Raw genomic sequence first — 21,870 nt, 5'->3', positions numbered from 1 at the left:
GCATTTTTGTCAGTTTTTGTCTAGGCAGGAGGGATAAACGTAACAAGTTATTTGTTGGTAGAGTAAATCTGCTAAACTGCCGTTGTAATGCTTAAACAATACTTATGGGGCGATTATGCGAGCCAATTGGGACTTAGTTTTAGAGAAAATTTTGAGCCATGGAAATTATGAAGAACTCTCAATGTTGTTCCATTTATTGCTTACTGAAGAAGAGCGCAGTGCCATCGCGGGACGATTAAAGGTATTCCAATTATTACTCGATGGTGAAATGAGCCAGCGACAGATCGCGGCAGAATACGAAGTCAGTATCGCCACTATTACTCGCTGTTCAAATTATTTAAAGAATATGGCACCAAGCCATAGAGAAAAAATTCAACAACTAATCAAATAATATTGCTGTGGTGCCTTTCCTTAATGGCCTAAAACATAGGACTAACAGGCAGTTTATGGCGGCGGTAAAGCGTGCGTTTTACCAGAATGTAGAAGCTATAGCTCAAGAGTAATATGGCTAATAGCGGGTAAAACTTTTCGGGTAAAAATTTAAAGATAGCCAATGCACTGAGCAGGTAGATGAAGGGCAATAGATCGTAAATCATCTTAGGTACCCCCCTTGACTTCCGGCGTTTTACTGGGTCTGTACGACGGTTTTGCGAGCGCATATTGTAAATTCTTGCACCAAGAACAAATACGACTGCCGCGGCAGTCAAGGCGTAATTGGGCTCGAGCAGCATAAAGCTTGCGATGCCTAACGCCATATAACCATAGGGTAAAGCTTCATATACAGGTCTTGTTAACATATGCACTCCTTCGCGTGATATCGATATAGGTTTAAAACCCTAATATTCCAGTTAAAAATGCTAATTTTATCTAAAACTTCCGTGTTTACGTTCAGATTATAAACATTTATCGATAAAAAAAGCACCTCCTTTGTAAGGAAGTGCTTCATTCTGTTGCTCGCTAGGTTAGCAAGCTTTTAGGCGCTATTACCTAGTTAGCCGCGGCAGCCGCAACCGCCATTGCCATCACAACCTGTTTTGGGCGTGTCACACGCTTCATGGTCGTGATCATGGTAGTGATGACCATGGTCATCAGAACCGCCACAACAGCCTCCGGCATCGTGGCCTGAACCTCCACAGCATCCGCCGTCGTGGTCATGATCATGGCTGTGTCCATGGCTGCCACATCCGCCGTGGGCATGAATATGACCATGGGCAACTTCTTCAGCCGTCGCTGCGCGAACATCGATAATTTCAATGTTGAAGCTCAGTGCTTGGCCCGCTAAAGGATGGTTGCCATCAACAATGACCACATCATCTTTTACTTCGACAACTTGCACTGGGCGTTGACCCATTTCTGTCTCGGCAATAAAGCGCATGCCAGGAACGATATCTTCGATATCACCGAATGCTTCTAATGGCACAGCTTGACGCAGACCATCGTGGTAAGGACCGTAGGCTTCTTCGGCACTAATAGTCACATCCAGTGTTTCGCCCTTGGTTTTACCTTCTAATGCAGCTTCTAATCCTGGGATCAGGTTTTCTGCACCGTGCAGATAGAGCATAGGTTCGGCATCAAAAGAGTCTTCTAAAAGTCTGCCGTCTTGATCTGATAAACGGTAATGAATGGTTACCGCGCTGTGTTGGGTGATCTTCATATCGCCTCCGGTTCGGAATGTGCGCGCATAATAACGTGCTTTTTGGGCGCTGGCGATAATTTGAAGTGGCTTATGTTAGATATCGCACAGCTTTTTGTTGGCGTGATGAACGGCCATTTGGAGAGGAATTAACACAAAATTGTTGATGGTTATCGCTTGCGGTTTGTTGGCCTCGAAAGTGGGTTTACATAGCTTAATCTAAAGGTATTACGACATGCTTGATATAATTGATTGAATTTAAATGTTTAAAAACAGATGTATTTGTGCAGCATTACGTTTACGTTAACAGTTTTCTATTGATGAAATCGCATTTTTACCCTAGGAAAACTTGATAATAATGAATGTTAAGAGGCGAATTTGAGGCTGTGAAAGATTTGTTTATAAATAATCCAGTTAGGGGGTTGACAAGGCTAGGTGAAAAAGGCAATTCTGTTTTACATCACATTGACATGGATTAGCCCAAACGTATGCATAGCCTAGGTTTTGTAGTAATTACCATTATTACAACCACCACTACAACCAGAGTGGGGGCGGGCTGATACACCCTAAAGAATTTTAACGACGAGCCCGCTTCCCACAAAGAAGCGGGCTTTTTTGTTTCTAGCTTATGTTTCTTAGTCGGGCGCGGTACAGGAGATCAAGATGAAAGTTATGAAATTTGGTGGTACCTCGCTTGCAAATTGGCAGCGATTTTCAATGGCGGCGGATATCGTAGCCAAGGCGGCAAAAGCTGAGCCGGTGGCAACAGTGCTCTCTGCGCCCGCGACAGTGACAAACGCCTTGCTAGAAATGGTCGATGTGGCGGTGAAAGGGGAAGATTATTCGCCAGTCATTCAACACGTTGAACGGGTGTTTACCTCGCTCTATCAAGATGCGGTCAGTTCTGGACTCTCGAGCAGTCAAAGCGAAGTGCTTTTCGCCGGACTGAGTGCGCAGCTTGCGCGTTGGCAGGACAGATTACGCGGTATTACGCTGCTGCAGGAATGCCCTGATGGGGTGCGTGCCGAGATCGTTGTTGCTGGCGAGCGTTTGTCTGCTGCGTTGATGGAGCAAGTTATGCTGGCAAAAGGCATCACTTCGGCGCAGCTGGATCCACGTGAGCTGTTTTTAGGCCGTGGTCGTCCGCTCGAATCCGGGGTGGATATTGCCGTCAGTAAACCGCGATTCAAAAATCTTGCCCTCGATGAGAAGCGGGTTTGGGTTATGCCCGGCTTTACTGCCGCCGATAAAGACGGCAAGGTTGTGACCTTAGGCCGTAATGGCTCTGACTATTCTGCTGCCGTGCTGGCCGCTTGTTTAGATGCTTCAAGCTGTGAGATCTGGACCGACGTTGACGGCGTATACAACACCGACCCTCGGGTGGTAACTGATGCTAAGTTGTTGTCACAGCTCAGTTATCAAGAGGCGATGGAGCTGTCTTACTTTGGGGCTAAAGTGCTGCATCCTAAAACCATTGCGCCCATCGCTCAGTTTCATATTCCCTGTTATATCAAAAACAGTTTTAACCCAGATGCGCCCGGCACTCTGGTATCGAATCAGGCCGATGAAAGCGGTCTGCAGGTGAAGGCCATTTCTAATCTGGATAATCAAACCATGTTTGATGTTTCAGGCCCTGGCATGAAGGGCATGGTCGGCATGGCGAGCCGCACACTGGCGGCGATTTCCCGTAGTGGCGTTTCAGTGTCGCTCATCACTCAGAGCTCTTGCGAATACAGCATCAGCTTTTGTGTGGCGACCAGCGATGCGGCCAAGGTGAAATCGGCGCTAGAGCAAGAATTTGAGTTAGAAATCAAAAGTGATCTGCTCGAGCCGATTGAAATGCGCCATGACTTGGCAATTGTCTCCTTGATCGGTGATGGAATGCGCACCCATAAAGGTGTGGCGGCGCGCTTCTTCCAAGCGTTAGCGCAGGCGAGTGTGAATATCATCGCGATTGCACAAGGCTCCTCCGAGCGATCTATTTCAACGGTGATCGAACAACGTAAGACCAAACATGCGGTCGCCGCCTGTCATCAGGGCTTTTTCGATGTGCAGCAGTACTTAGATGTGTTTTTAGTGGGTTGCGGCAATGTTGGCGCAGGCTTATTGGAGCAAATCAAACATCAGGCTAGCGTGTTAAAAGAGCAGCACATTAGCATTCGTGTCTGCGGCATCGTGAATTCAAGCAAGATGTTACTCGATAGTGCGGGTATCGATTTAAACAATTGGCAAAACCTGCTTGCCGACAGTCAGCAGTCAAGCGATCTTCCTGCGCTATTGGCTTGGGTGAAAGAGCAACAGTTATTAAACCCTGTGCTGGTGGATTGTACTTCAAGCGATCAAGTGTCAAACCAGTATTTAGAGGTGATGAACGCGGGCATCCATGTGGTGACGCCGAATAAAAAGGCCAACACTCGTGACTACGCTTACTACCAAGCACTGCGTCAAACAGCATTGAAACAACGTCGTCAGTTCCTGTATGAGACCAACGTTGGCGCAGGATTACCCGTTATCGATAACTTGAAAAAACTGTTATTTGCTGGCGATAAGTTGCACAAATTTAACGGTATTTTGTCTGGTTCCTTATCCTTTATCTTCGGTAAACTCGATGAAGGCATGACGCTGTCAGAAGCGACTAAACTGGCGCGGGAAAAATGTTTTACCGAGCCCGACCCTCGCGATGATTTAAGTGGCATGGATGTGGCGCGTAAGGTACTGATTTTGGCTCGTGAAGTGGGTTTAAAACTTGAGCTAAGCGATATTGTTGTCGACTCAGTATTGCCAGATGGTTTTGATGATTCTGGCGATGTAGAGAGTTTTATGGCGCGTTTGCCCGAGGCTGATGCCGCGATTGCGGCGCGAGTGGCGCAGGCGAAAGCGCAGGGTAAAGTGCTGCGCTACGTGGGGCAGATTGAAGAAGGCGCGTGCTATGTGCGTATCACCGAAGTCGATGTCACCGATCCGCTCTACAGCGTAAAAGGCGGTGAAAATGCCCTGGCATTCTACAGCCGTTATTATCAGCCGATTCCTTTTGTGCTACGTGGTTATGGTGCGGGTACAGAAGTGACAGCGGCCGGCGCCTTTGCCGATGTATTAAGAACCTTAAATTGGACTCGTGAGGTGAGTGTATGAGTTTGACCGTTTACGCTCCCGCCTCTATGGGTAATGTGGGTGTGGGCTTTGATTTATTGGGCGCAGCATTGGCGCCCATCGATGGCTGTTTACTGGGCGATAGAGTCACTATTACGGCGGCGGATGCGGGGGTGAGCCTCACTCAAGTGGGAGCTTGGGCGCATAAGTTACCCAGCAATCCCGAGGAGAATATCGTCCATCAATGTGCGGTGTTTTTCTTAAAAGCCCTTGGAAAAGAAAACCAAGGCGTGGCATTAACCCTAGAGAAAAACTTGCCCGTTGGCAGTGGCTTAGGCTCGAGTGCCAGTTCTGTGGTTGCAGCCCTGTATGCACTGAATGAGCATTTTGAGCGGCCATACGATAAGCAAGCGCTACTCGAACTCATGGGCGAGTTTGAGGGCAAGATCAGCGGAAGCGTACATTACGACAACGTCGCGCCTTGTTATTTGGGCGGCATGCAGCTAATGCTCAATGTGCCCGGCGCAATCTGTGAGGCGATTCCTAGTTTTAAAGAATGGTATTGGGTGGTGGCGTATCCTGGGATTTCACTTTCAACGGCCATGATGCGTAAAATCATGCCAGAACAATACGATAAGTCCGTGGTCATCGATTTTGGGCGTTATTTGAGTGCCTTTGTACACGCCTCTTATCAGCAAAACGCCAAGCTTGCGATTCAAGTATTGAAGGATGTGTTGGCTGAACCTTACCGCGCGGCGGCGATACCGGGTTATGACAACGCTAGAGCAGCGCTCGCCGAATTAGGCATGTTAACCACTGGCATTTCGGGCAGTGGGCCAACGCTGTTTTCGGTGACAGACGATCTCGCGACCGCTAACGCCGCCAAGGCGTGGTTAGAGGCTCATTATCTGACCGAAGCGGGGGGCTTTGCCCATGTGTGCCGCCTCGATGAGCAAGGTACGCGCCGAGTCGATTAATTTTTCTTACTTTTAAAAGCATTAAGCCAAGTCTAAAGGCTTAGCACTGATAAGGTCGAGTGAGCATGGAACTATATAATTTAAAACACCCTTCGCAGAAAGTGAGCTTTAAGGAAGCGGTGCAATTAGGACTCGGTAAAGACAGAGGGCTGTTTTTTCCTACTCAAATCCCCGTGTTGCACGATATTGAGGCGCTGCTGGCGATGCCTTTTGTCGAGCGCAGTAAAAAAGTGCTCGGCGCTTGGCTCGCCTCAGAGCTTGGGCAAGACGCGGTAGATAAACTGGTCGAGCGCGCCTTTAATTTCGATTTGCCCTTAGTGGCGGTCGATGAGCAGCGCTCGTGCCTCGAACTCTTCCACGGGCCAACCTTAGCGTTCAAGGATTTTGGTGCGCGCTTTATGGCGCAATGCATCAATGCATTTGCCCAAGACTCGCGTTTAACCATTTTAACCGCGACCTCGGGTGATACTGGCGCTGCGGTGGCCGATGCCTTTTACGGCCTAGAAAAGGTCAATGTGGTGGTGCTATATCCCAAGGGCAAAATCAGTGAACTACAGGAAAAGATGTTCACCACCTTAGGTAAGAACATTCACACTGTGGCAGTAGCGTCCGATTTCGATGCTTGCCAGCACTTAGTCAAACAGGCTTTTGAAGATAGCGATGTGCGTGATGGCTTGCATTTAAACTCGGCCAACTCAATCAATATCAGCCGTTTGCTGGCACAGATTTGTTATTACTTCGAAGCGGTCGCACAGTCGAAACAGCGCCATGAGGCCGATCCTGTGATTGCCGTGCCCAGTGGTAATTTTGGTAATCTCACCGCGGGCTTGTTTGCCAAAGCCATGGGCTTACCTGTTAAACGTTTTATTGCCGCCACCAACGCCAATGACACTGTCCCACGTTATTTAGAGAGTGGTGATTGGCAACCCAATCCCACTCAAGCGACTATGTCTAATGCGATGGATGTGAGCGAGCCAAGTAACTGGCCGCGCGTCGAGGCCATTTACGAGAAACTCGGTTGGCCATTGGCGGACCTAGTGGGGATTCGTTTATCAGAGACACAAACCTCGGAGGCCTTAGCGGAATTACATACTAAGGGCTATGTGTCTGAGCCCCATGCGGCGATTGCGGCTAAAGCGTTAGCGCTTAACTTAGTGCCTGATGAAGTGGGGATATTTTTAGGTACGGCCCATCCCGCTAAGTTTAAGGATGTGGTCGACAGGGAGCTTGGACTTAATTTGCCTCTGCCTGCCGAACTTAAGGCGGTGGAGCACAAACCAATCTTATCTGCTGAATTAGCCGCCGATTTTGTTCAGTTAAAGTCACATTTATTTGCGGTGTTAAGCTGAGCTTTAAAATTGCAGCAAAGCAAAATATCAAGGGAGTCGATTGACTCCCTTTTTTACATCTGTAAATGAGGTTTAAGATAATTAATCAAAGCTTAGCATCCGCAGTGATTATCAACTTTTTTCATAACCATATGAAATAAAATTAATATTTTTAACTTAGTGTATTGGTTGTCGTTAAAGTGACGTGAGTAGCTTGATAATTAAGTTGAATTGAATTCGGTAAGTTCGCCTGCCTATTTAGGTTTTTACAATTGGATAAACTGTTTTGTTTAAATGCGACTTATCAGAATGTTGCCTTATATTTTTTCTTTCTGGCTGCGCAGTCGAGCCTTTGCAACTGCCACTGCGCATTAACTAAGCTTAGGATTTTGAAGTGACCCACTGTGATAGTTTTGCTTTAGTGACAGGCTTGAGTCGCCATGCCAATAACTTTGTCGGGGCAAAGCAATCCGCCGCTATGCAAGGCGAGGAGTTAGGGGGCCCATATACAGTAGTTGCAAACGGATATGGGCAATTCAGCCAAAGTGGTTGCGATACTGTACAAATGCTTGTTGTAAGTCTAAGAGGCTATATTTTAGCGCTGCTTCGGTTAATTTATGCCGATGGCATCCTCACTTGATGCGGACTAAGCTTAGAAAGGCGATGGGAACGCCGCGGGTTCTAGCGGTAGGTTCAATGCGTTAGCTATCCTAGATAGGGACGAGAACAACCAATAATGGGGCGACTATGGTGCCTAGGTTCGTTTTTCAATTTAGCCAAATCCTGCTGCTTTGTATTTTTATTTTCCCCGCTTTTGGTGCACCATCAGAGGCCGCAGTTTCCGTTTGTTTAAATCCTTTGAGAGTCGGTTATAACGATTGGCCACCCTATGCTTGGCAAGACCCGCAAGGTGAGGCGCTGGGGCTTGATGTGGAGCTGCTTCGCGCCTTTGCCAAACACTTAGGATGTGAGGTGAGTTTTATCAATGTGCCGGCCAAGCGTTCACACCAAATGCTAAAAAGTGGCTCTTTAGATATAATGATGGGCGCTACCAAAACCGCCGAGCGTGAAGAATATGCCTTTTTTTCAACATTTTATCGTGATGAAGAAGTGCGCCTATTTGTATTGGATGAGAACAAAGACAAGATCCAGCTAACCCAATGGCAGGATATTTTTAGCCAAAAACTGCGCTTATTAGTGCCTATCAGTGGTTGGTATGGCGTGGATTATGAACAGACGCGGCAGCGCTTGGAGCAAGAGCATCTGTTGATACTGAGTCCCGATCCCGATAAATCGGTGCAAATGCTCACCTATGGCCGAGCGGATCTTATTGTCGGTGATGCCATCGCCATGCCTTATATCGCCAGTCAGCATCAAGGGGTGAGGTTATCGCCACTGAAACTCGTGTTGGATCGCAATCAAATCCACTTAATGTTTAGCAAGCAAACATCCTCGTCATCGCAGTTGCAGCAATTTAATGCTGCTATCAAAGCGTTACGTGCCAACGGTGAAATTGCTCGAATTGTGTATAAATGGCAGCAAATTTCGTTGGCGCAACAAACGAAAACCAGCCATCAGTTTAATTCGCTCTCCGCGCAATATGCCGACTTACTCACCATCGAATGACCCAGCTAAATTTATCAAAATTATTGGTACAGCAAATGGTAAGCCTATGACACATTTGCTAAAACTTCTGTTGGTTTAAGTTACTGCTCTCTCTATCAATTTCTGCTAGCTTGTGGGATTACGTTGCCTGACTTTGGGTCATTATTCGTCTATTGCGCCCACTAGAAAGTCCATTGCTAACAATAACAATAGGATAGAGACTACACATGAAACTTCGTCATTCTGTTGCCAGCTGCATGCTCGCCCTTGGCACTTTGTCCGCAGCCCACGCTATCGCTCAACCTGCCAGTAATCAAGGCTATTACCGTGCGCCAGCATTGCATGACCAGACCTTAGTCTTTACGGCCGAAGGGGATCTTTGGACTCAAACCCTAGGGCAAAAGGCGGCGACGCGCTTGACCACTTTGCCTGCCGAAGAACTCGGTGCTGCCATCTCTGCCGATGGTAAATGGGTGGCCTATGTGGCCAATTATGAAGGTGCGAGTGAGGTCTATGTGATCCCCGTGGCGGGTGGTGTGGCCAAACGAGTGAGTTTCGAAAACAGTCGAGTACGCGTGCAAGGCTGGACCGCAAAGGGCGAAGTGCTTTATTCCACCGACAGTGGCTTTGGCCCTGCGAATAATTGGATGCTGCGACTGGTAAACCCTGAGACCTTGGCGACGACCGACTTACCACTCGCCGATGCGGTGGAAGGGGTGGTCGATGCCAATAATCAATATGTGTACTTTACCCGTTTTGGCCTGCAGGTAACTGGCGATAACGCTAAGGTGTATCGCGGTGGCGCTAAGGGCGAGTTATGGCGCTTTAAACTCGGTGGTAAAGATGAGGCGCAGTTACTCAGTGGTCAACATCAAGGTTCGGTTCGTCAGCCCATGCTATGGCAAGACAAACTCTACTTTATCAGCGACAGCGATGGTAACGATAACCTCTGGTCCATGGCCCTCGATGGCAGTGATGCTAAACAATTAACCCAGTATAAAGATTGGCAGGTACGCGGCGCCCGTATGGACCAAGGCAAAGTGGTGTTCCAGCAAGGGGCTGACATCCATGTTTTTGATATCGCCTCCGGCAAGGACTCATTATTAGATATTGAATTAACGTCGGATTTTGCCCAGCGCCGTGAGCACTGGGTAAAAGATCCTATGGATTATGCGACCTCTGCGAACCTTGCCCTAGCGGGGGATAAAGTGGTGATCACTGCCCGCAGCCATGTGGCGATTGCGGGAATTGACGGCTCACGCTTAGTGCAAGTAGCGTTGCCAGGCACCTATCGCGTGCGCAATGCCATTATGAGCCAGGATGGTAAGTCGGTTTATGCCATCAGCGACATGAGTGGCCAACAGGAAATTTGGCAATTCCCAGCCGATGGTAGCAGCGGCGCGAAGCAACTGACCAAAGATGGCAATACCTTAAGAATGACGCTGAGTTTGTCAAACGATGGCCGCTACCTTGCCCACGACGATAACGATGGCAATGTGTGGTTGCTGGACTTAAAGAAAAATACTAATCAAAAAATCATCAGCAACGGTGAGGGTCTTGGCCCCTATGCCGATATTCGCTGGTCGGCTGACAGCCGTTTTATCGCATTAACTAAATCCGAAATCGGCAAGCAAAGGCCACAAATCGTGCTGTATTCTGTGGACGAAAATAAGGCCCAAGTGCTCACTAGCGACAAGTATGAGTCCTATTCGCCGACCTTTAGCAGCGATGGCCAGTGGTTATATTTCCTCTCCAATCGCCAGTTTACTGCGACACCAAGCTCACCTTGGGGCGACCGCAATATGGGGCCTGTGTTTGATAAACGCAGCCAGATTTTTGCGATTGCCTTAGTGAAGAATGCCAAATTCCCCTTCAGTAAACCAACCGAGCTGACGGCTAAAACTGCTAAAACGGCTGAAAAAGCAGAATCCAAAGAAAAGCCTATGCCCGTAAAAATCGATTGGGCGGGCATAGGCGAACGTTTATGGCAAGTACCTGTTGACTCAGGTAATTACAGCCAGCTAAACGCCATTGATGGTCGCCTCTACGTGCTCGACCAAGCCATTGGTGATGACAGCGAGCCTAACTTAATGACGATTAAGTTTAGCGAGCAGCGCCTTAAAGCAGAGGTATTTGCCGAAGATGTGGCTAACTACAGTGTGTCCGCTGATGGTAGCAAGTTGTTGTTGCGCAAAAAAAGCAATGAAAAGTCGCTGCTGATCGTCGATGCTGGCGACAAGTTGGGCGATACCGAAAATGCTAAGGTGCAAACTGATCAGTGGCAATTGGCCATTTCACCGCCCCTTGAATGGCAACAAATTTTTGAAGATGCGTGGTTAATGCATAGGGACTCCTTTTTCGATAAGAAGATGCGCGGCCTCGATTGGCAGGCGACCAAGGCCAAGTACCAACCGCTACTTGACCGTTTGACCGACCGTAACGAGCTAAACGATATCTTCATGCAGATGATGGGCGAGCTAGACTCGTTGCACTCGCAAGTGCGGGGTGGTGATTTGCCAAAAGATCCTGACGCGGCAAAAGGCGCGAGTTTAGGCGCGCGGTTACAACAAACTAACGACGGGGTAAAAATTGCCCATATCTATCGTAATGATCCCGAGTTGCCAAGCCAGGCATCGCCCTTAAGCCGTATCGAAGTGGATGCGAAAGAAGGCGATATGTTACTCGCCATCAATAGCACGCCAGTGGCCAATGTGGCCGACGTGACCCGTTTACTGCGAAATCAACAGGACAAGCAGGTGTTGCTGGAGCTTAAACGCGGTAGCCAAAGCCATAAAACCGTGGTGATGCCTGTTAGCACTCAGGTCGATAGCCAATTACGTTATTTAGATTGGGTCAACCATAACGCGGGCGTCGTGACCGAGGCGAGTAAGGGCAAGATTGGTTATCTGCACTTATATGCAATGGGCGGCGGCGATATTGAGAGTTTTGCCCGTGAGTTTTACACCAACTATGATAAGGACGGTTTGATTATCGACGTGCGCCGTAACCGCGGCGGCAATATTGATAGTTGGATTATCGAAAAACTGTTACGCCGCGCTTGGGCCTTCTGGCAGCCAACCCATGGCACACCTAATACCAACATGCAACAAACCTTCCGTGGACATTTAGTGGTATTAACGGACGAGCTGACGTACTCAGATGGTGAAACCTTCTCGGCGGGCATTAAAGCGCTGGGCATTGCGCCGCTTATTGGTAAACAAACCGCGGGCGCCGGTGTATGGTTATCGGGTCGTAACGCATTAACCGATAAAGGCATGGCGCGGGTCGCCGAGTATCCCCAATATGCGATGGATGGTCGCTGGGTACTCGAAGGACATGGGGTGACACCGGATATCGAGGTGGATAACTTACCCTTTGCGACCTTCAACGGCCATGATGCGCAGCTCGAAACCGCCATTAGCTATCTTAAGGATGAACTGATAAAGCAACCAATTCCTGCTTTGAAGGCGCAGCCTATGCCTGAGAAGGGAATGGCGGAGGACATTAAGGCTAAGTAATTGGCTTAAAAATGAAAATTTAACCAAGATTTAAGCTAGCCACGTTAAGCTGGTTTGGTTCAATGTTAGGGTGTTGTCTTGTGGTTCCCGAGATAACACCCTTTTTTATGCCCATTCATTGATGCTTTCGCTGGCATTAACATAGGTTTGCATTGTATTAACATGTTGTTGATTGGCGAGTTTCCCCACAGTTGCCGCCCGTGCAGAGTCGTTGTGACTCAAATAGTAAGCGGTGGGCGCCGAAATTCCCTCATTGCTTCCCGTCGCGATATTGACCATATCCGATGCAACCTGATACTTCATTTTTGTCGCCTGAATGTGGGCATATTGTTCAACACCCGCTTTCACTTTGCTTAAATCCGGCACATTGGGTTGTGGGATTGGGTCCACTTGCGGTAGTTGTTTGGCCTCATTAGAGAGGGTTACCGTACTCGCGCTGGCGGGTGTGGAAGGCGAAGTGCGAGTCGCTGATGTTGCTGCCGGTTGCTGATAGGGCATTGTGGTACTGCGATAGGCTTGGATCTGCATGGCTAACCTCAAGTGTGAGCGTGCTATATGACGCTATCATACGGTAATCGAGCTTGAGCTAAGCTGAACAGGAGGAACCTAATGGCGTATTGGATAGGGCAAGTTCATCGCGATAAACTTGCCCTAAATCGTTAAAACTTAATTTGAATATCTGTTGCTAAGGTATTGGCAATAAAGCAGTTAGCGTGCGCTTTCTCGTGAATTTTCTCAAGGGTTTCAGCTGAAACGTCGATACCTTCGGCAAATACAACCTTAGGATTTAAGATTATTTTTGTGACCGCAAGCTTGCCTGCATCGTTTTTACCCAATTCTGCCGATGCCTCGTCAACATAGGATAATACAGGGAGGCGTTTAAGATGCGCAATGGCGAGGAAGGTCAGCATATGGCATGAAGACAGCGCTGCGAGTAGGCTTTCCTCTGGATTGACAAAATGTTCATTGCCCTTGTATTCGGGGGCTGAAGAAGCCTGAATCGTCTGGCCACTGCCAAACGTGATGCTGTGGTCGCGGCAAAATTCGCCTTCTTCGGCAGGGGAGGTTTGCCAATTCACCGTTAAGTTAAAGCCCATGTTTTTCTCCTTATAGCAGGACATCAGGGCACTATAGCTTAGCTAAAAAGACTTCTCCAGCATGGGGCGCACAGTTTAGTGCACCGTCTATGAAACGTGCTAGATCCCACCACTTAACAGTAAGGTGCCAGTCAATACGCTACCGGTGACTATGCCAATGGGGAGATGGCGCGGGCTGTAGCTTAGGGTCAGAATCACTAACATGGCCGCCAGCGAGATGATCCCCATAAACAGAATACTGCCATAGGCCCAGCCTTGCCCGTGGGCACAGGTGCTTAAGCTGATGATTAATAAAAGCCAAGCAAACAGGGTTAACAGACGGCTCTGCCACTGAGAGGGGGGGCGTTTAAACACATCCTTAAAATGGCCAAACTTGGCTAAGGCAAACAGCGCAAGGGAGAGATAACTAAGCCCGAGAATGCCGAGCATAGGGATAAATTCTGGCATCATGATTTTGCTTCCTCCAAGGGAGACGACGAGGCAAGTTCGTTAGCATAACTCGGTTCAGGCTGCTTTCTGTTGATTTTTTCAACAGGTGTAGCATTTTTTCGACTCGTTTTTTGTAGTGTTTTCACTACGACTGAGAGTCGAGTACTGGCAAATAGTATTGTACAGCCCAATAGCAAGGTGACTATATCGAAACCCACCAGTGCCCATTGTTGAGCACGGATATTATCAATAAAGTGGCTTGGCGAGGTAAATGCGTTCAGTACCGGCAGCGCACAATAAAGTACTCCGATTATCATTAAGGCCAATTGCCAATGGCGTCTGCTTCTACTGAAAAATGCCCAAACGCCCATTGCCACTAGGGCGATAAAGAAACAGTGAACCTCCCAAGCAGAGCGAGTCGCAAAATCGGCGGGCAATAGGCGGTTAGCATAGAAGAACGCTGCCGCGCCCAAGGGTAAGCCTAAGATAAACATGAAGTTTAAGCCTTCGACTAAGCGCAAACCACGGCTCGCTTTCTCACCTTTATCTATTGCCTTTTGCTGTTTCTGGCGCTGACGAATCGCCCACATTAAGGTGCCAGTTGCCACCATGGCGCAGCCGAGTAAGCCGCAGAAGAAGAATAAAATGCGCAGCAGCGGCGCGGCAAAACGCGCGGTGTGCAGCGACATCATAGTGTCGTAGGTAGCCACAGTTCCCGACACTTCATGGGGACTGGCGTATTTGAGTTCACCCGTGACACCGTTGAACACTAGCAGTGTCGATTCATCGGTGACTTCTTTGCCAGTATTTTGATAGAAGGTCACTTGGCTATTTTGATCTTTAGGATAGGAAACGATCACTTGCTTGATAGGTGCATCGCCCCATTCAGCCTTAACCTGAGGCAGAAGTTGGCTTAAGCGCACTTGCTCTGCATAAACGCCCGAGGCTTTTTCCGTTTGTCTCGCCGGATTGAGCTCTTTTAAAAAGGCTTGATTATCCTCCGGATAGGCCGTACTGACCGTCCATGGGATATAGATCAGCATCAAGGTGATCAGGCCTGTATAGGTGATCATTAAATGATAGGGTAGGGCAATCACAGAGCTGACATTATGGGCATCTAACCAAGAGCGTGCGCCCTTGTTTTGGCGAAAACTAAACAAGTCCTTAAAGATACGCTTATGGATAACGATACCGCTGATAAGGGCTATCAACATAAACATGGTACAGACACCCACAATGTAACGCGCCGTTATCGCGGGCATATAGTGCAGGTCGAAATGCAAACGATAGAAGAAGTCACCGCCGCGGCTATCACGGACATTGGTGATCATGCCGCTGCCATCGGCCTTGGTGACATGCTGCTCGATTTTGCCACGGTGTTGGCCTTTTTCGGGAAGCAGTTGCCAAGCAAAGCTAAGCATTGGGCTACGTTCTGTCGGGAAATTGATTAACCAGCGCTGTGTTGTAGGGGCCGAATTTGCTTCAATATAGCTTTGTCCCTTATCTAGCTGGCTGGCGACTTGGTCAACTTGATAGTCTTGAAAAGCACCGCGGTGGAGTTCTGGCTCAGCCCATAGGCTGATTTCATGGCGGAAATAACTCAGGCTGCCGGCAAAAAAGATCAGCAGTAATACCCAGCATACGAGTAAACCTGCCCAAGTGTGCAGCCAGGATAGGGTTCTAAAAAAGGTTTCTTTCATCTTACTGTCCACACACCTTAAGCAGAGCAAAACACAGGAGACTAAATAGGCTCAGATCCCGCCATGCATGCCAAGTTTTACGCACGCAGAAGGCATAAATTATCGCGATGGCATAAAACAAGAATGCCAACATATTGGCCGTTAATGTGCTTTCAAATCGAGACATTGGCAGTACTTGAGTTAGCACACAGGCCAGTGTCGCCGCAGCAATATAACCCGCTAGTAAGGCTGCGCTTGCACGCACAAACACTTGTAAACCAAATTGGGTCTGCTCTTGTTTAAACCGGCGAATGGTGGCTTGAAAATACCCCGTAACAGCGGAAGCCAAAGCTCCAGATGTTGGCGTAGGTGTATTTGATACTGGGATATGAGACATAAGTGCTGCTTATTTCAGTCAATATTAAAACCGTAATGGCGACGTGCCATCTCACGCATACCACTCCATTGATTATTCTTATGCCTAACCCAGTCCATTTGGGTGCATGAGCAAAGGAGAGTTGCTACTCGGCTTGGAGTATAACTCAGTTTATTTAAATGATAAACAATATCATTTGCGTTCATCTGTGAGATCCTTAACGTATTTGTGACTGGTTAGAAATAACGCCAGGCTCGTTTGCGTTGGAATAATTCAGCAATGTGCAATCTGTCACAAATGTTTGGTTTTGTTGATGTGATTGATCTTACTTGTTTAGTATTTGGTTAATTTTTATGCTGTCATTGTGAGGTTAATCAAAGCAGGCATACTGACCTTTTGGCAAAATGCAGCGCAACTTTCACATGGAATCCGTTAGTGCGCCCTATGCAAACACATTCAAAAAATGGTGAAAAACACCTCTCCGAAAACGCTATTCTCCTCTCGACGACCGATCTGAAAGGTAACATTAAGTATGTTAACCAGACCTTTTCGCAGATAAGTGAATATAGCGTTGCCGAGTTGCAGGGGAGCCCACATAACATAGTGCGCCATGCCGATATGCCTGCCGCTGCATTTAAAATGCTTTGGGAACGGATAAGAAGCGGTAAACCTTGGATGGGTATAGTCAAAAATAGAACCAAAACAGGTGGCTATTATTGGGTTAATGCCTATGTCGCCCCTGTGTATGAGAATGGCAAAATCCATGAGTATCAATCGGTTCGTCGCCAAGCAACTCCTGAGCAAATCAAGGCGGCCGAAGAGATTTATCAAGGGATAAATCAAGGTAAACAGCCTAAAGCATTAAAAAAGGACCGCTTAGGATTTAGCGGGAAAGTCCTCACTGCGATGTTGTTTGTTATCGCGGCAACGGCATCCTTGGCAGCTTACTCGCCCATGTTAGCCGCCTTTGCCGGTGGGCTGATTGCTTGGGGGATGTGGTACATGCTTATGCGGCCTTTTCAGGAGTTAGTGCGGGTGGCCAGCAATATTATCGATGACCCTGTCGCTATGGGCGTTTACACTGGCAGGCAGGATGAAATCGGTAAAATTGATCTTGCCCTGCGATTTTTAATTACAGAAATCGGCGGCGTGGTGGGACGAATGGCGGATTCTGCCAGTGAAATCCAAGAGCAGAGCGTGAATCTCAAACAAACCATCACCAACACCTGGGAGCATGCCGATAGCCAGAGCGCGCAAACCACGCAGGCGGCCACTGCTATGGAGCAAATGAGCGCCAGTTTTGCCGAGGTGACGGACAATATCCATCGCACTGCATCCGAGATGGTCTCCAGTCATGAGGCGGCGCAGCGCGGCCATTCTCGGCTTGAAACCGTTATCGAAGCGATACATCAACTGAGTGTGCAGGTGAGTCATTTTTCCGATGTCGTCCAAACCATAGAGCAGGATAGCCAAGCGATTCATCAAGTGTTAGAAGTGATTCGCTCCATCGCCGATCAAACTAATTTGCTTGCGCTCAATGCCGCGATTGAAGCTGCGCGGGCAGGGGAAAGTGGCCGGGGATTTGCCGTTGTTGCAGACGAGGTGCGGCAGTTATCTAGCCGAACCAGCCAGTCGACCTCGCAAATTGAGCAGATTGTAAGTCGTTTTAGAGACAGTACCCAAAGGGCCACATCGACTATGACGGCAGGGCAGGAACAGGTTAAACGCTCAGTCTCCTTGGCACAGGATGCCAGTGTTGCCTTTGGCGAGCTGTTATCTTCTATCGCACGGATCAATTCTTTAAGCGATGACAATGCCGCGGCGATGACACAGCAGACGTCGGTTGCGGCGGAAATCAGCCGTGCTATCCATGTGATCAGTGATTTGGCTCAGCAGAGTTTACAGCAAACACAGGATGCGGCGGCGAGGGGCGAGCAGGTTTCACGCTTATCGACTAAAACCCACCACTTATCGCAGCAATTTTGGCAGCAGAGCGTACAACGTAAGTATTAATCCTTGGTATTCAAGTGGTTGATTTATATTTTTTGCCGATTATAAATCAACCACTTACTCGTTTTTTTAGTTCCCTTGCTGTGTCATTTCTTTGATAAGTCTCACATTTAGCCGCTGCTAATACCCATTTGGCTCGAAATATTTGCCTAGGGGGCTTGTGTTTTATTTGCCATGCCCCAAGCTCTAATAGTGAAGCGAAAAAAGTAAAGACACTAAAAGGGACAACCTATGAAAATTAATCTTTCTGGTCACCATGTCGATGTTACTGATTCTGTAAAAGAACACGTTAACGAAAAGTTTTCAAAAATCGCCACTCATTTCCCCACTCTGATCGGCCTCGATATCATTATTGCTAAGGAGCATGGCGAGTTTCAGGTTGAAATTCGAACAAATTACGAAGGTAGTCGCATCTCAGCTTCGGGTACGGATGAAGTCATGTATCCCGCGATTGCCGCTGCAGCTAAAAAACTTGATGCAGCACTTAAACATCGCAAAGGACAGTTAAAGGCGGACCTACATGAAAAGCCGACCTGCACTACGCCACCTATCGCCCATGAAATTATCCAAGAGATGGATTTGCGCTAGGATTAACCTTTACGATGGAATAAAAAAGGGCCATTTGGCCCTTTTTTATTTTACTGACCTGTCCTAAATAACATCAAATCAAGGAAAGTTGTAATCCCTTAAGCACGGCTTGGGTGCGGTCACGGCAATTGAGTTTAGCCAGTATGGCGGAAACATGGTTTTTGACGGTTCCTTCAGCCAGAAATACCGCATTGGCGATTTCTTTATTGGAAAATACTCCGCCATAAAACCTAAGATCTCTCGCTCGCGATCGGATAATAAGGCGTGAGTCGGTACGCTTTGAGCTGTTGGATAGGATTGCTGCATTTGCTCTAGCACTGAAGGTTCAATCAGGTGTCCGCCCTGAGCGACTGTTTCGATGGCCTCTAGCAACTTATCCAGAGACACATCCTTCAATAAGAAGCCATTTGCACCTGCCTGCAAGCTATTTAAAAACAATTCGCTGTCATCAAAGGTCGTTAACATAATTAAAGGTGAGGGATTTTGTGCAGCGCGAAGCTGTTTTAGTAGACTGATACCATCCAGTATTGGCATGCGAATATCGCTTAACAACACATTCACTGCGTCAGTTTGCAGCCGTTTTAGTGTCTCATGACCATTCTCGGCCTGCCCGAACACTTCAATATGCAGCTGATGCGCACACTTGTATGGAGGCGGCGAAGCTCTCTGCAGAGGCGATTATTGCCCACCACAATGCCACGCTCCAAAGCGCATTTGTGTGTTTCGCCAAGTGTGTGGATATTGCGTTTCGTTAATGCTCACAAACAAAAACGCAGCCCATAGGCTGCGTTTTTTGATATCAGAATGGGATTATTCTTGAATGTCTGCGTTGTGATACACGTTTTGCACGTCGTCACAGTCTTCTAATGCGGCAATAAATTTATCGAATGTCGCTACATCTTCGCCAGACACTGGAGTCATGTTCTGTGGCACGAAGGTGATGTTTTCAACTTCAAAGTTGATGTCAGGCATGGCATCGGTCAGCGCGGTTTTGACCTTGAAGAATTCGGTATGCGGCGCGATAACACTGATCATACCGTCTTCTACTTCTACTTCATTCACATCGACATCGGCCATCATCAGAATTTCGAGGATGGCGTCTTCGTCTTCACCTGGGAATACGAACACGGCAGATTGGTCAAACATGTGACCTACAGTGCCTGGGGTGCCGAGTTTGGCATCGTTCTTCACAAAGGCTTGACGTACTTCGGTGAAGGTACGTTTTACGTTGTCGGTTAAGCAGTCAACGATAACCATGCAGTTACCTGGACCGAAACCTTCATAACGGGCAGTATCATAATCTTCACCGCCGCCACCTTTGGCTTTATCGATTGCACGTTCGATAACGTGTGCAGGCACTTGGTCTTTTTTCGCGCGTTCGATTAAACGGCGAAGTGATAAGTTGCCGTCTGGCTCAACACCACCTTGTTTTGCAACTACGTAAATTTCTTTACCGTAGCGCGAGTAAAGGCGGGTTTTCTGGCCAGCTGTTTTCGCCATGGATTCTTTACGGTTTTGATATGCTCTGCCCATCTTGATCTCGTTAGCTCAAAAAAATTGCGCCGATATTAGCAGTTTTCAGCCTTGTTGTGCAGCCACTCTCGCGGGAATTATTGCGGATAAAGCGATGGATACCACATTTTATGATGGCATTAATAGTTGGCAGTTTTGACTTGAAGGATTGGATAATTCTGCAATATCTATACTAAGGTCTAATGCCATAAGCACGATAGAGTGCTGATGATAGCCATATAGTTTATATTTCCTAAGGGCGAATAGTTCAATTTAGTCAGAGGGATAGACTCACTATACCGTTCTTAATCTTGCCTAATTTGCTAAGCTTTTGCTAGTCGAATGGTTAAGAATAGGCCAGGCCAGTGAATCTCCGCTTCTCTCACTCCCCTTGTGTGTATTCAGTGAGAAACATTATGGAATTACAACATAAAGTCGCAATTGTGCTCAGCTTTGTTTTAGTCGTACTCAGTAGCCTGTTACTCAACGCAATAGCATTGTCCGGTTTAACACAGGCATTGGTGTTGGGGGGAGTTGTCTGTGGTTGGGTATTGTGGATTGTGCAGCGCTTGTTGAGCCATCACTCGCAAAAGCCCGAACAAGCGGCGAAATCATTTAAATCTGTGAACTCGCCAGAGCATGAGATCAGCGTGCAAACCAGTAAGATAGCAATTGGCTCGGCCGAGGTGTCGCATTTTATTGATTTATTGAATAAATCCATCGAGTCCAATGGCGAACATGCCAGTGCTATTGCGGTCGCGGCATCTCAGTTAACCCATACCACGGCGCTGTTAGGCGACAATGCCACCCATATTTTAGGTCAAACTCAAGAGGCGGAGCGGTTAAGTGTGCAGGGGCGAACCCAAGCGAAAAAGGGCGTATCGGCAATTGAATCCTTAAGTGGCGATATCAATACCGCCGCACAGCAGGTGCAAGCATTAAAGTCTAAAGCTGAGCAAATTCAAAAAATTACCGAGGTGATTAACTCGGTTGCTGAGCAAACGAACTTACTGGCGCTCAATGCAGCTATTGAGGCGGCGCGGGCGGGTGAGCAGGGGCGTGGCTTTGCCGTGGTCGCCGATGAGGTCCGCAGCCTTGCGGGCAAAACAGCAGGCGCAACCAAAGATATTGGTAAAATGCTGCTTGAAATCCGCGCCGAAACCGATAAAACCTCGGGGCTGATGGAACGGGTTGTCTCGCAAACCGTCGATGTGGTTACTGCAATGGGGACGCTCGATGGCCACTTTACTGATATTTCGACTTCAGTGACCCACTCGGCGCAGGCCCTTGGCGATATGGAAGGCTCCCTCAAGCAATATAACCATACCACCAATGAGATAAGCAGCTCAGTGAACCAGATCCGCGACTCTCTTAACGTCACTGGCAAGCAAAGCCACAAGGTATCGGAGCAGGCGTTTACCCTGTCGTTAACCACCGAAGGTATCTTCAGAGCACTAGCGAATTGGGATACCCACACCTTTGACCAGCAAGTGTTATTACTCGCCAATGAAGCGGCTAAAGCCTGCGGTGAGAAACTCTCGCAGGGATTAGCCAATGGGAGCTTTACTGAAACTGAACTGTTTAACCCGAAATATCAGCCTATCGCTAATACGGAGCCACAAAAGTACAGCACGGCGTTTGACCGCTATACCGACCAACATTTTCCCGCCATTCAAGAGCCCATTCTCGCCAAGCACAATGAAATAGTTTATGCCGGCGCCGTGGATCGAAAAGGCTATTTCCCTACTCACAACAAACGCTTTAGCCAAGCCTTAACCGGTAAAGTGGATATCGATATGGTGCATAACCGCACTAAGCGTTTGTTTAACGATCCTACCGGAATACGCTGTGGCGCCCACACAGAGCCGGTACTACTGCAAACCTATAAGCGAGATACCGGGGAAGTGATGCATGATTTGTCCGTTCCCATTTATGTGAATGGCAAACATTGGGGTGGCTTTAGGGTAGGTTTTAAGGCGAAATCCTAATTAGTTTATTTATCCTAGGTTTGCTGCATATCGACGCAGA

The 21,870-nt window shown here is 47.9% G+C and carries 18 protein-coding genes and 2 pseudogenes; 10 read left to right on the top strand and 10 right to left on the bottom strand.

Features of this window, described 5'->3' with window-relative positions; all coding sequences use genetic code 11:
• Nucleotides 1–115: 115 nt before the first annotated feature.
• A complete protein-coding gene (trpR, locus tag ACK5NH_RS16795; protein WP_416921926.1) occupies nucleotides 116–391 on the top strand; it encodes a trp operon repressor in 276 nt (91 codons plus the stop codon).
• Between the two features lie 28 nt (nucleotides 392–419).
• Here the strand turns inward: trpR and ACK5NH_RS16790 are convergent, their stop codons facing one another.
• Together ACK5NH_RS16790 and slyD are read right to left on the bottom strand one after the other, a co-directional pair.
• The gene (locus ACK5NH_RS16790) at nucleotides 420–797 is read right to left on the bottom strand and encodes a hypothetical protein (RefSeq protein ID WP_416921924.1); all 378 of its coding nucleotides are present in this window, start codon (nucleotides 795–797) and stop codon (nucleotides 420–422) included.
• Between the two features lie 194 nt (nucleotides 798–991).
• Nucleotides 992–1,654, bottom strand: coding sequence for a peptidylprolyl isomerase (slyD, locus tag ACK5NH_RS16785; protein WP_416921922.1), 663 nt, complete (start codon nucleotides 1,652–1,654; stop codon nucleotides 992–994).
• Nucleotides 1,655–2,296: 642 nt separating this feature from the next.
• Between slyD and thrA the strand changes: the two genes are divergently transcribed.
• The 6 genes and pseudogenes from thrA (at nucleotide 2,297) to ACK5NH_RS16755 (ending at nucleotide 12,151) form a co-directional block, all read left to right on the top strand.
• Nucleotides 2,297–4,765, top strand: coding sequence for a bifunctional aspartate kinase/homoserine dehydrogenase I (gene thrA, locus ACK5NH_RS16780; RefSeq protein ID WP_416921920.1), 2,469 nt, complete (start codon nucleotides 2,297–2,299; stop codon nucleotides 4,763–4,765).
• The gene (thrB, locus tag ACK5NH_RS16775; protein ID WP_416921918.1) at nucleotides 4,762–5,700 is read left to right on the top strand and encodes a homoserine kinase; all 939 of its coding nucleotides are present in this window, start codon (nucleotides 4,762–4,764) and stop codon (nucleotides 5,698–5,700) included. Before thrA ends, thrB begins: the two co-directional genes overlap by 4 nt.
• Nucleotides 5,701–5,765: 65 nt before the next feature.
• Nucleotides 5,766–7,049 (top strand): threonine synthase, encoded by a 1,284-nt coding sequence (gene thrC, locus ACK5NH_RS16770; RefSeq protein WP_416921916.1) that lies wholly within the window; start codon nucleotides 5,766–5,768, stop codon nucleotides 7,047–7,049.
• A 265-nt stretch (nucleotides 7,050–7,314) separates the two neighbouring features.
• Nucleotides 7,315–7,606: pseudogene (locus tag ACK5NH_RS16765) on the top strand (hypothetical protein).
• A gap of 169 nt (nucleotides 7,607–7,775) precedes the next feature.
• Nucleotides 7,776–8,654: a substrate-binding periplasmic protein gene (locus ACK5NH_RS16760; protein WP_416921914.1), complete on the top strand. Its 879-nt coding sequence runs from the start codon at nucleotides 7,776–7,778 to the stop codon at nucleotides 8,652–8,654.
• Between the two features lie 206 nt (nucleotides 8,655–8,860).
• Complete coding sequence (locus ACK5NH_RS16755; protein ID WP_416921912.1) at nucleotides 8,861–12,151, top strand: S41 family peptidase; 3,291 nt, start codon at nucleotides 8,861–8,863, stop codon at nucleotides 12,149–12,151.
• A 105-nt stretch (nucleotides 12,152–12,256) separates the two neighbouring features.
• On the opposite strand, the gene ACK5NH_RS16750 is transcribed toward ACK5NH_RS16755, so the two are convergent.
• The 5 genes from ACK5NH_RS16750 to ACK5NH_RS16730 all read right to left on the bottom strand — a co-directional run bounded on the left by ACK5NH_RS16750 (nucleotide 12,257) and on the right by ACK5NH_RS16730 (nucleotide 15,753).
• Nucleotides 12,257–12,679, bottom strand: a complete 423-nt coding sequence (locus tag ACK5NH_RS16750; protein ID WP_416921910.1) for a hypothetical protein — start codon at nucleotides 12,677–12,679, stop codon at nucleotides 12,257–12,259.
• 131 nt (nucleotides 12,680–12,810) lie between these two features.
• Nucleotides 12,811–13,248 (bottom strand): OsmC family protein, encoded by a 438-nt coding sequence (locus tag ACK5NH_RS16745; RefSeq protein WP_416921908.1) that lies wholly within the window; start codon nucleotides 13,246–13,248, stop codon nucleotides 12,811–12,813.
• A gap of 99 nt (nucleotides 13,249–13,347) precedes the next feature.
• Nucleotides 13,348–13,698 (bottom strand): DUF3325 domain-containing protein, encoded by a 351-nt coding sequence (locus ACK5NH_RS16740; RefSeq protein WP_416921906.1) that lies wholly within the window; start codon nucleotides 13,696–13,698, stop codon nucleotides 13,348–13,350.
• Nucleotides 13,695–15,377, bottom strand: coding sequence for a PepSY-associated TM helix domain-containing protein (locus ACK5NH_RS16735; protein WP_416921904.1), 1,683 nt, complete (start codon nucleotides 15,375–15,377; stop codon nucleotides 13,695–13,697). Before ACK5NH_RS16735 ends, ACK5NH_RS16740 begins: the two co-directional genes overlap by 4 nt.
• 1 nt (nucleotide 15,378) lies before the next feature.
• Nucleotides 15,379–15,753 (bottom strand): DUF3649 domain-containing protein, encoded by a 375-nt coding sequence (locus tag ACK5NH_RS16730; RefSeq protein WP_416921902.1) that lies wholly within the window; start codon nucleotides 15,751–15,753, stop codon nucleotides 15,379–15,381.
• A 423-nt stretch (nucleotides 15,754–16,176) separates the two neighbouring features.
• Here ACK5NH_RS16730 and ACK5NH_RS16725 point away from each other — a divergent pair, with 423 nt between their 5' ends.
• Both ACK5NH_RS16725 and hpf read left to right on the top strand, forming a co-directional pair.
• Nucleotides 16,177–17,745 (top strand): methyl-accepting chemotaxis protein, encoded by a 1,569-nt coding sequence (locus tag ACK5NH_RS16725; protein ID WP_416921900.1) that lies wholly within the window; start codon nucleotides 16,177–16,179, stop codon nucleotides 17,743–17,745.
• A 228-nt stretch (nucleotides 17,746–17,973) separates the two neighbouring features.
• Complete coding sequence (hpf, locus tag ACK5NH_RS16720) at nucleotides 17,974–18,330, top strand: ribosome hibernation-promoting factor, HPF/YfiA family (RefSeq protein WP_011621938.1); 357 nt, start codon at nucleotides 17,974–17,976, stop codon at nucleotides 18,328–18,330.
• Nucleotides 18,331–18,403: 73 nt separating this feature from the next.
• Here hpf and ACK5NH_RS16715 read toward each other — a convergent pair whose 3' ends face one another.
• From ACK5NH_RS16715 to ACK5NH_RS16705, 3 genes and pseudogenes are all read right to left on the bottom strand, one after another.
• Complete coding sequence (locus ACK5NH_RS16715; protein ID WP_416921933.1) at nucleotides 18,404–18,511, bottom strand: LuxR C-terminal-related transcriptional regulator; 108 nt, start codon at nucleotides 18,509–18,511, stop codon at nucleotides 18,404–18,406.
• A 233-nt stretch (nucleotides 18,512–18,744) separates the two neighbouring features.
• A pseudogene (locus tag ACK5NH_RS16710) lies at nucleotides 18,745–18,948 on the bottom strand (response regulator); the annotation flags it as partial.
• A 192-nt stretch (nucleotides 18,949–19,140) separates the two neighbouring features.
• Nucleotides 19,141–19,863: a YebC/PmpR family DNA-binding transcriptional regulator gene (locus ACK5NH_RS16705; RefSeq protein ID WP_088212097.1), complete on the bottom strand. Its 723-nt coding sequence runs from the start codon at nucleotides 19,861–19,863 to the stop codon at nucleotides 19,141–19,143.
• Nucleotides 19,864–20,258: 395 nt separating this feature from the next.
• Here ACK5NH_RS16705 and ACK5NH_RS16700 point away from each other — a divergent pair, with 395 nt between their 5' ends.
• The gene (locus ACK5NH_RS16700; RefSeq protein ID WP_416921897.1) at nucleotides 20,259–21,830 is read left to right on the top strand and encodes a methyl-accepting chemotaxis protein; all 1,572 of its coding nucleotides are present in this window, start codon (nucleotides 20,259–20,261) and stop codon (nucleotides 21,828–21,830) included.
• Nucleotides 21,831–21,870 lie beyond the last annotated feature (40 nt).

The organism is Shewanella sp., assembly GCF_047975355.1.
In the GTDB taxonomy this organism is placed as follows: Bacteria; Pseudomonadota; Gammaproteobacteria; order Enterobacterales; family Shewanellaceae; genus Shewanella.
The sequence above is the reverse complement of the archived record's forward strand: the minus strand, read 5'-3'. Positions and strand labels throughout refer to the sequence as shown.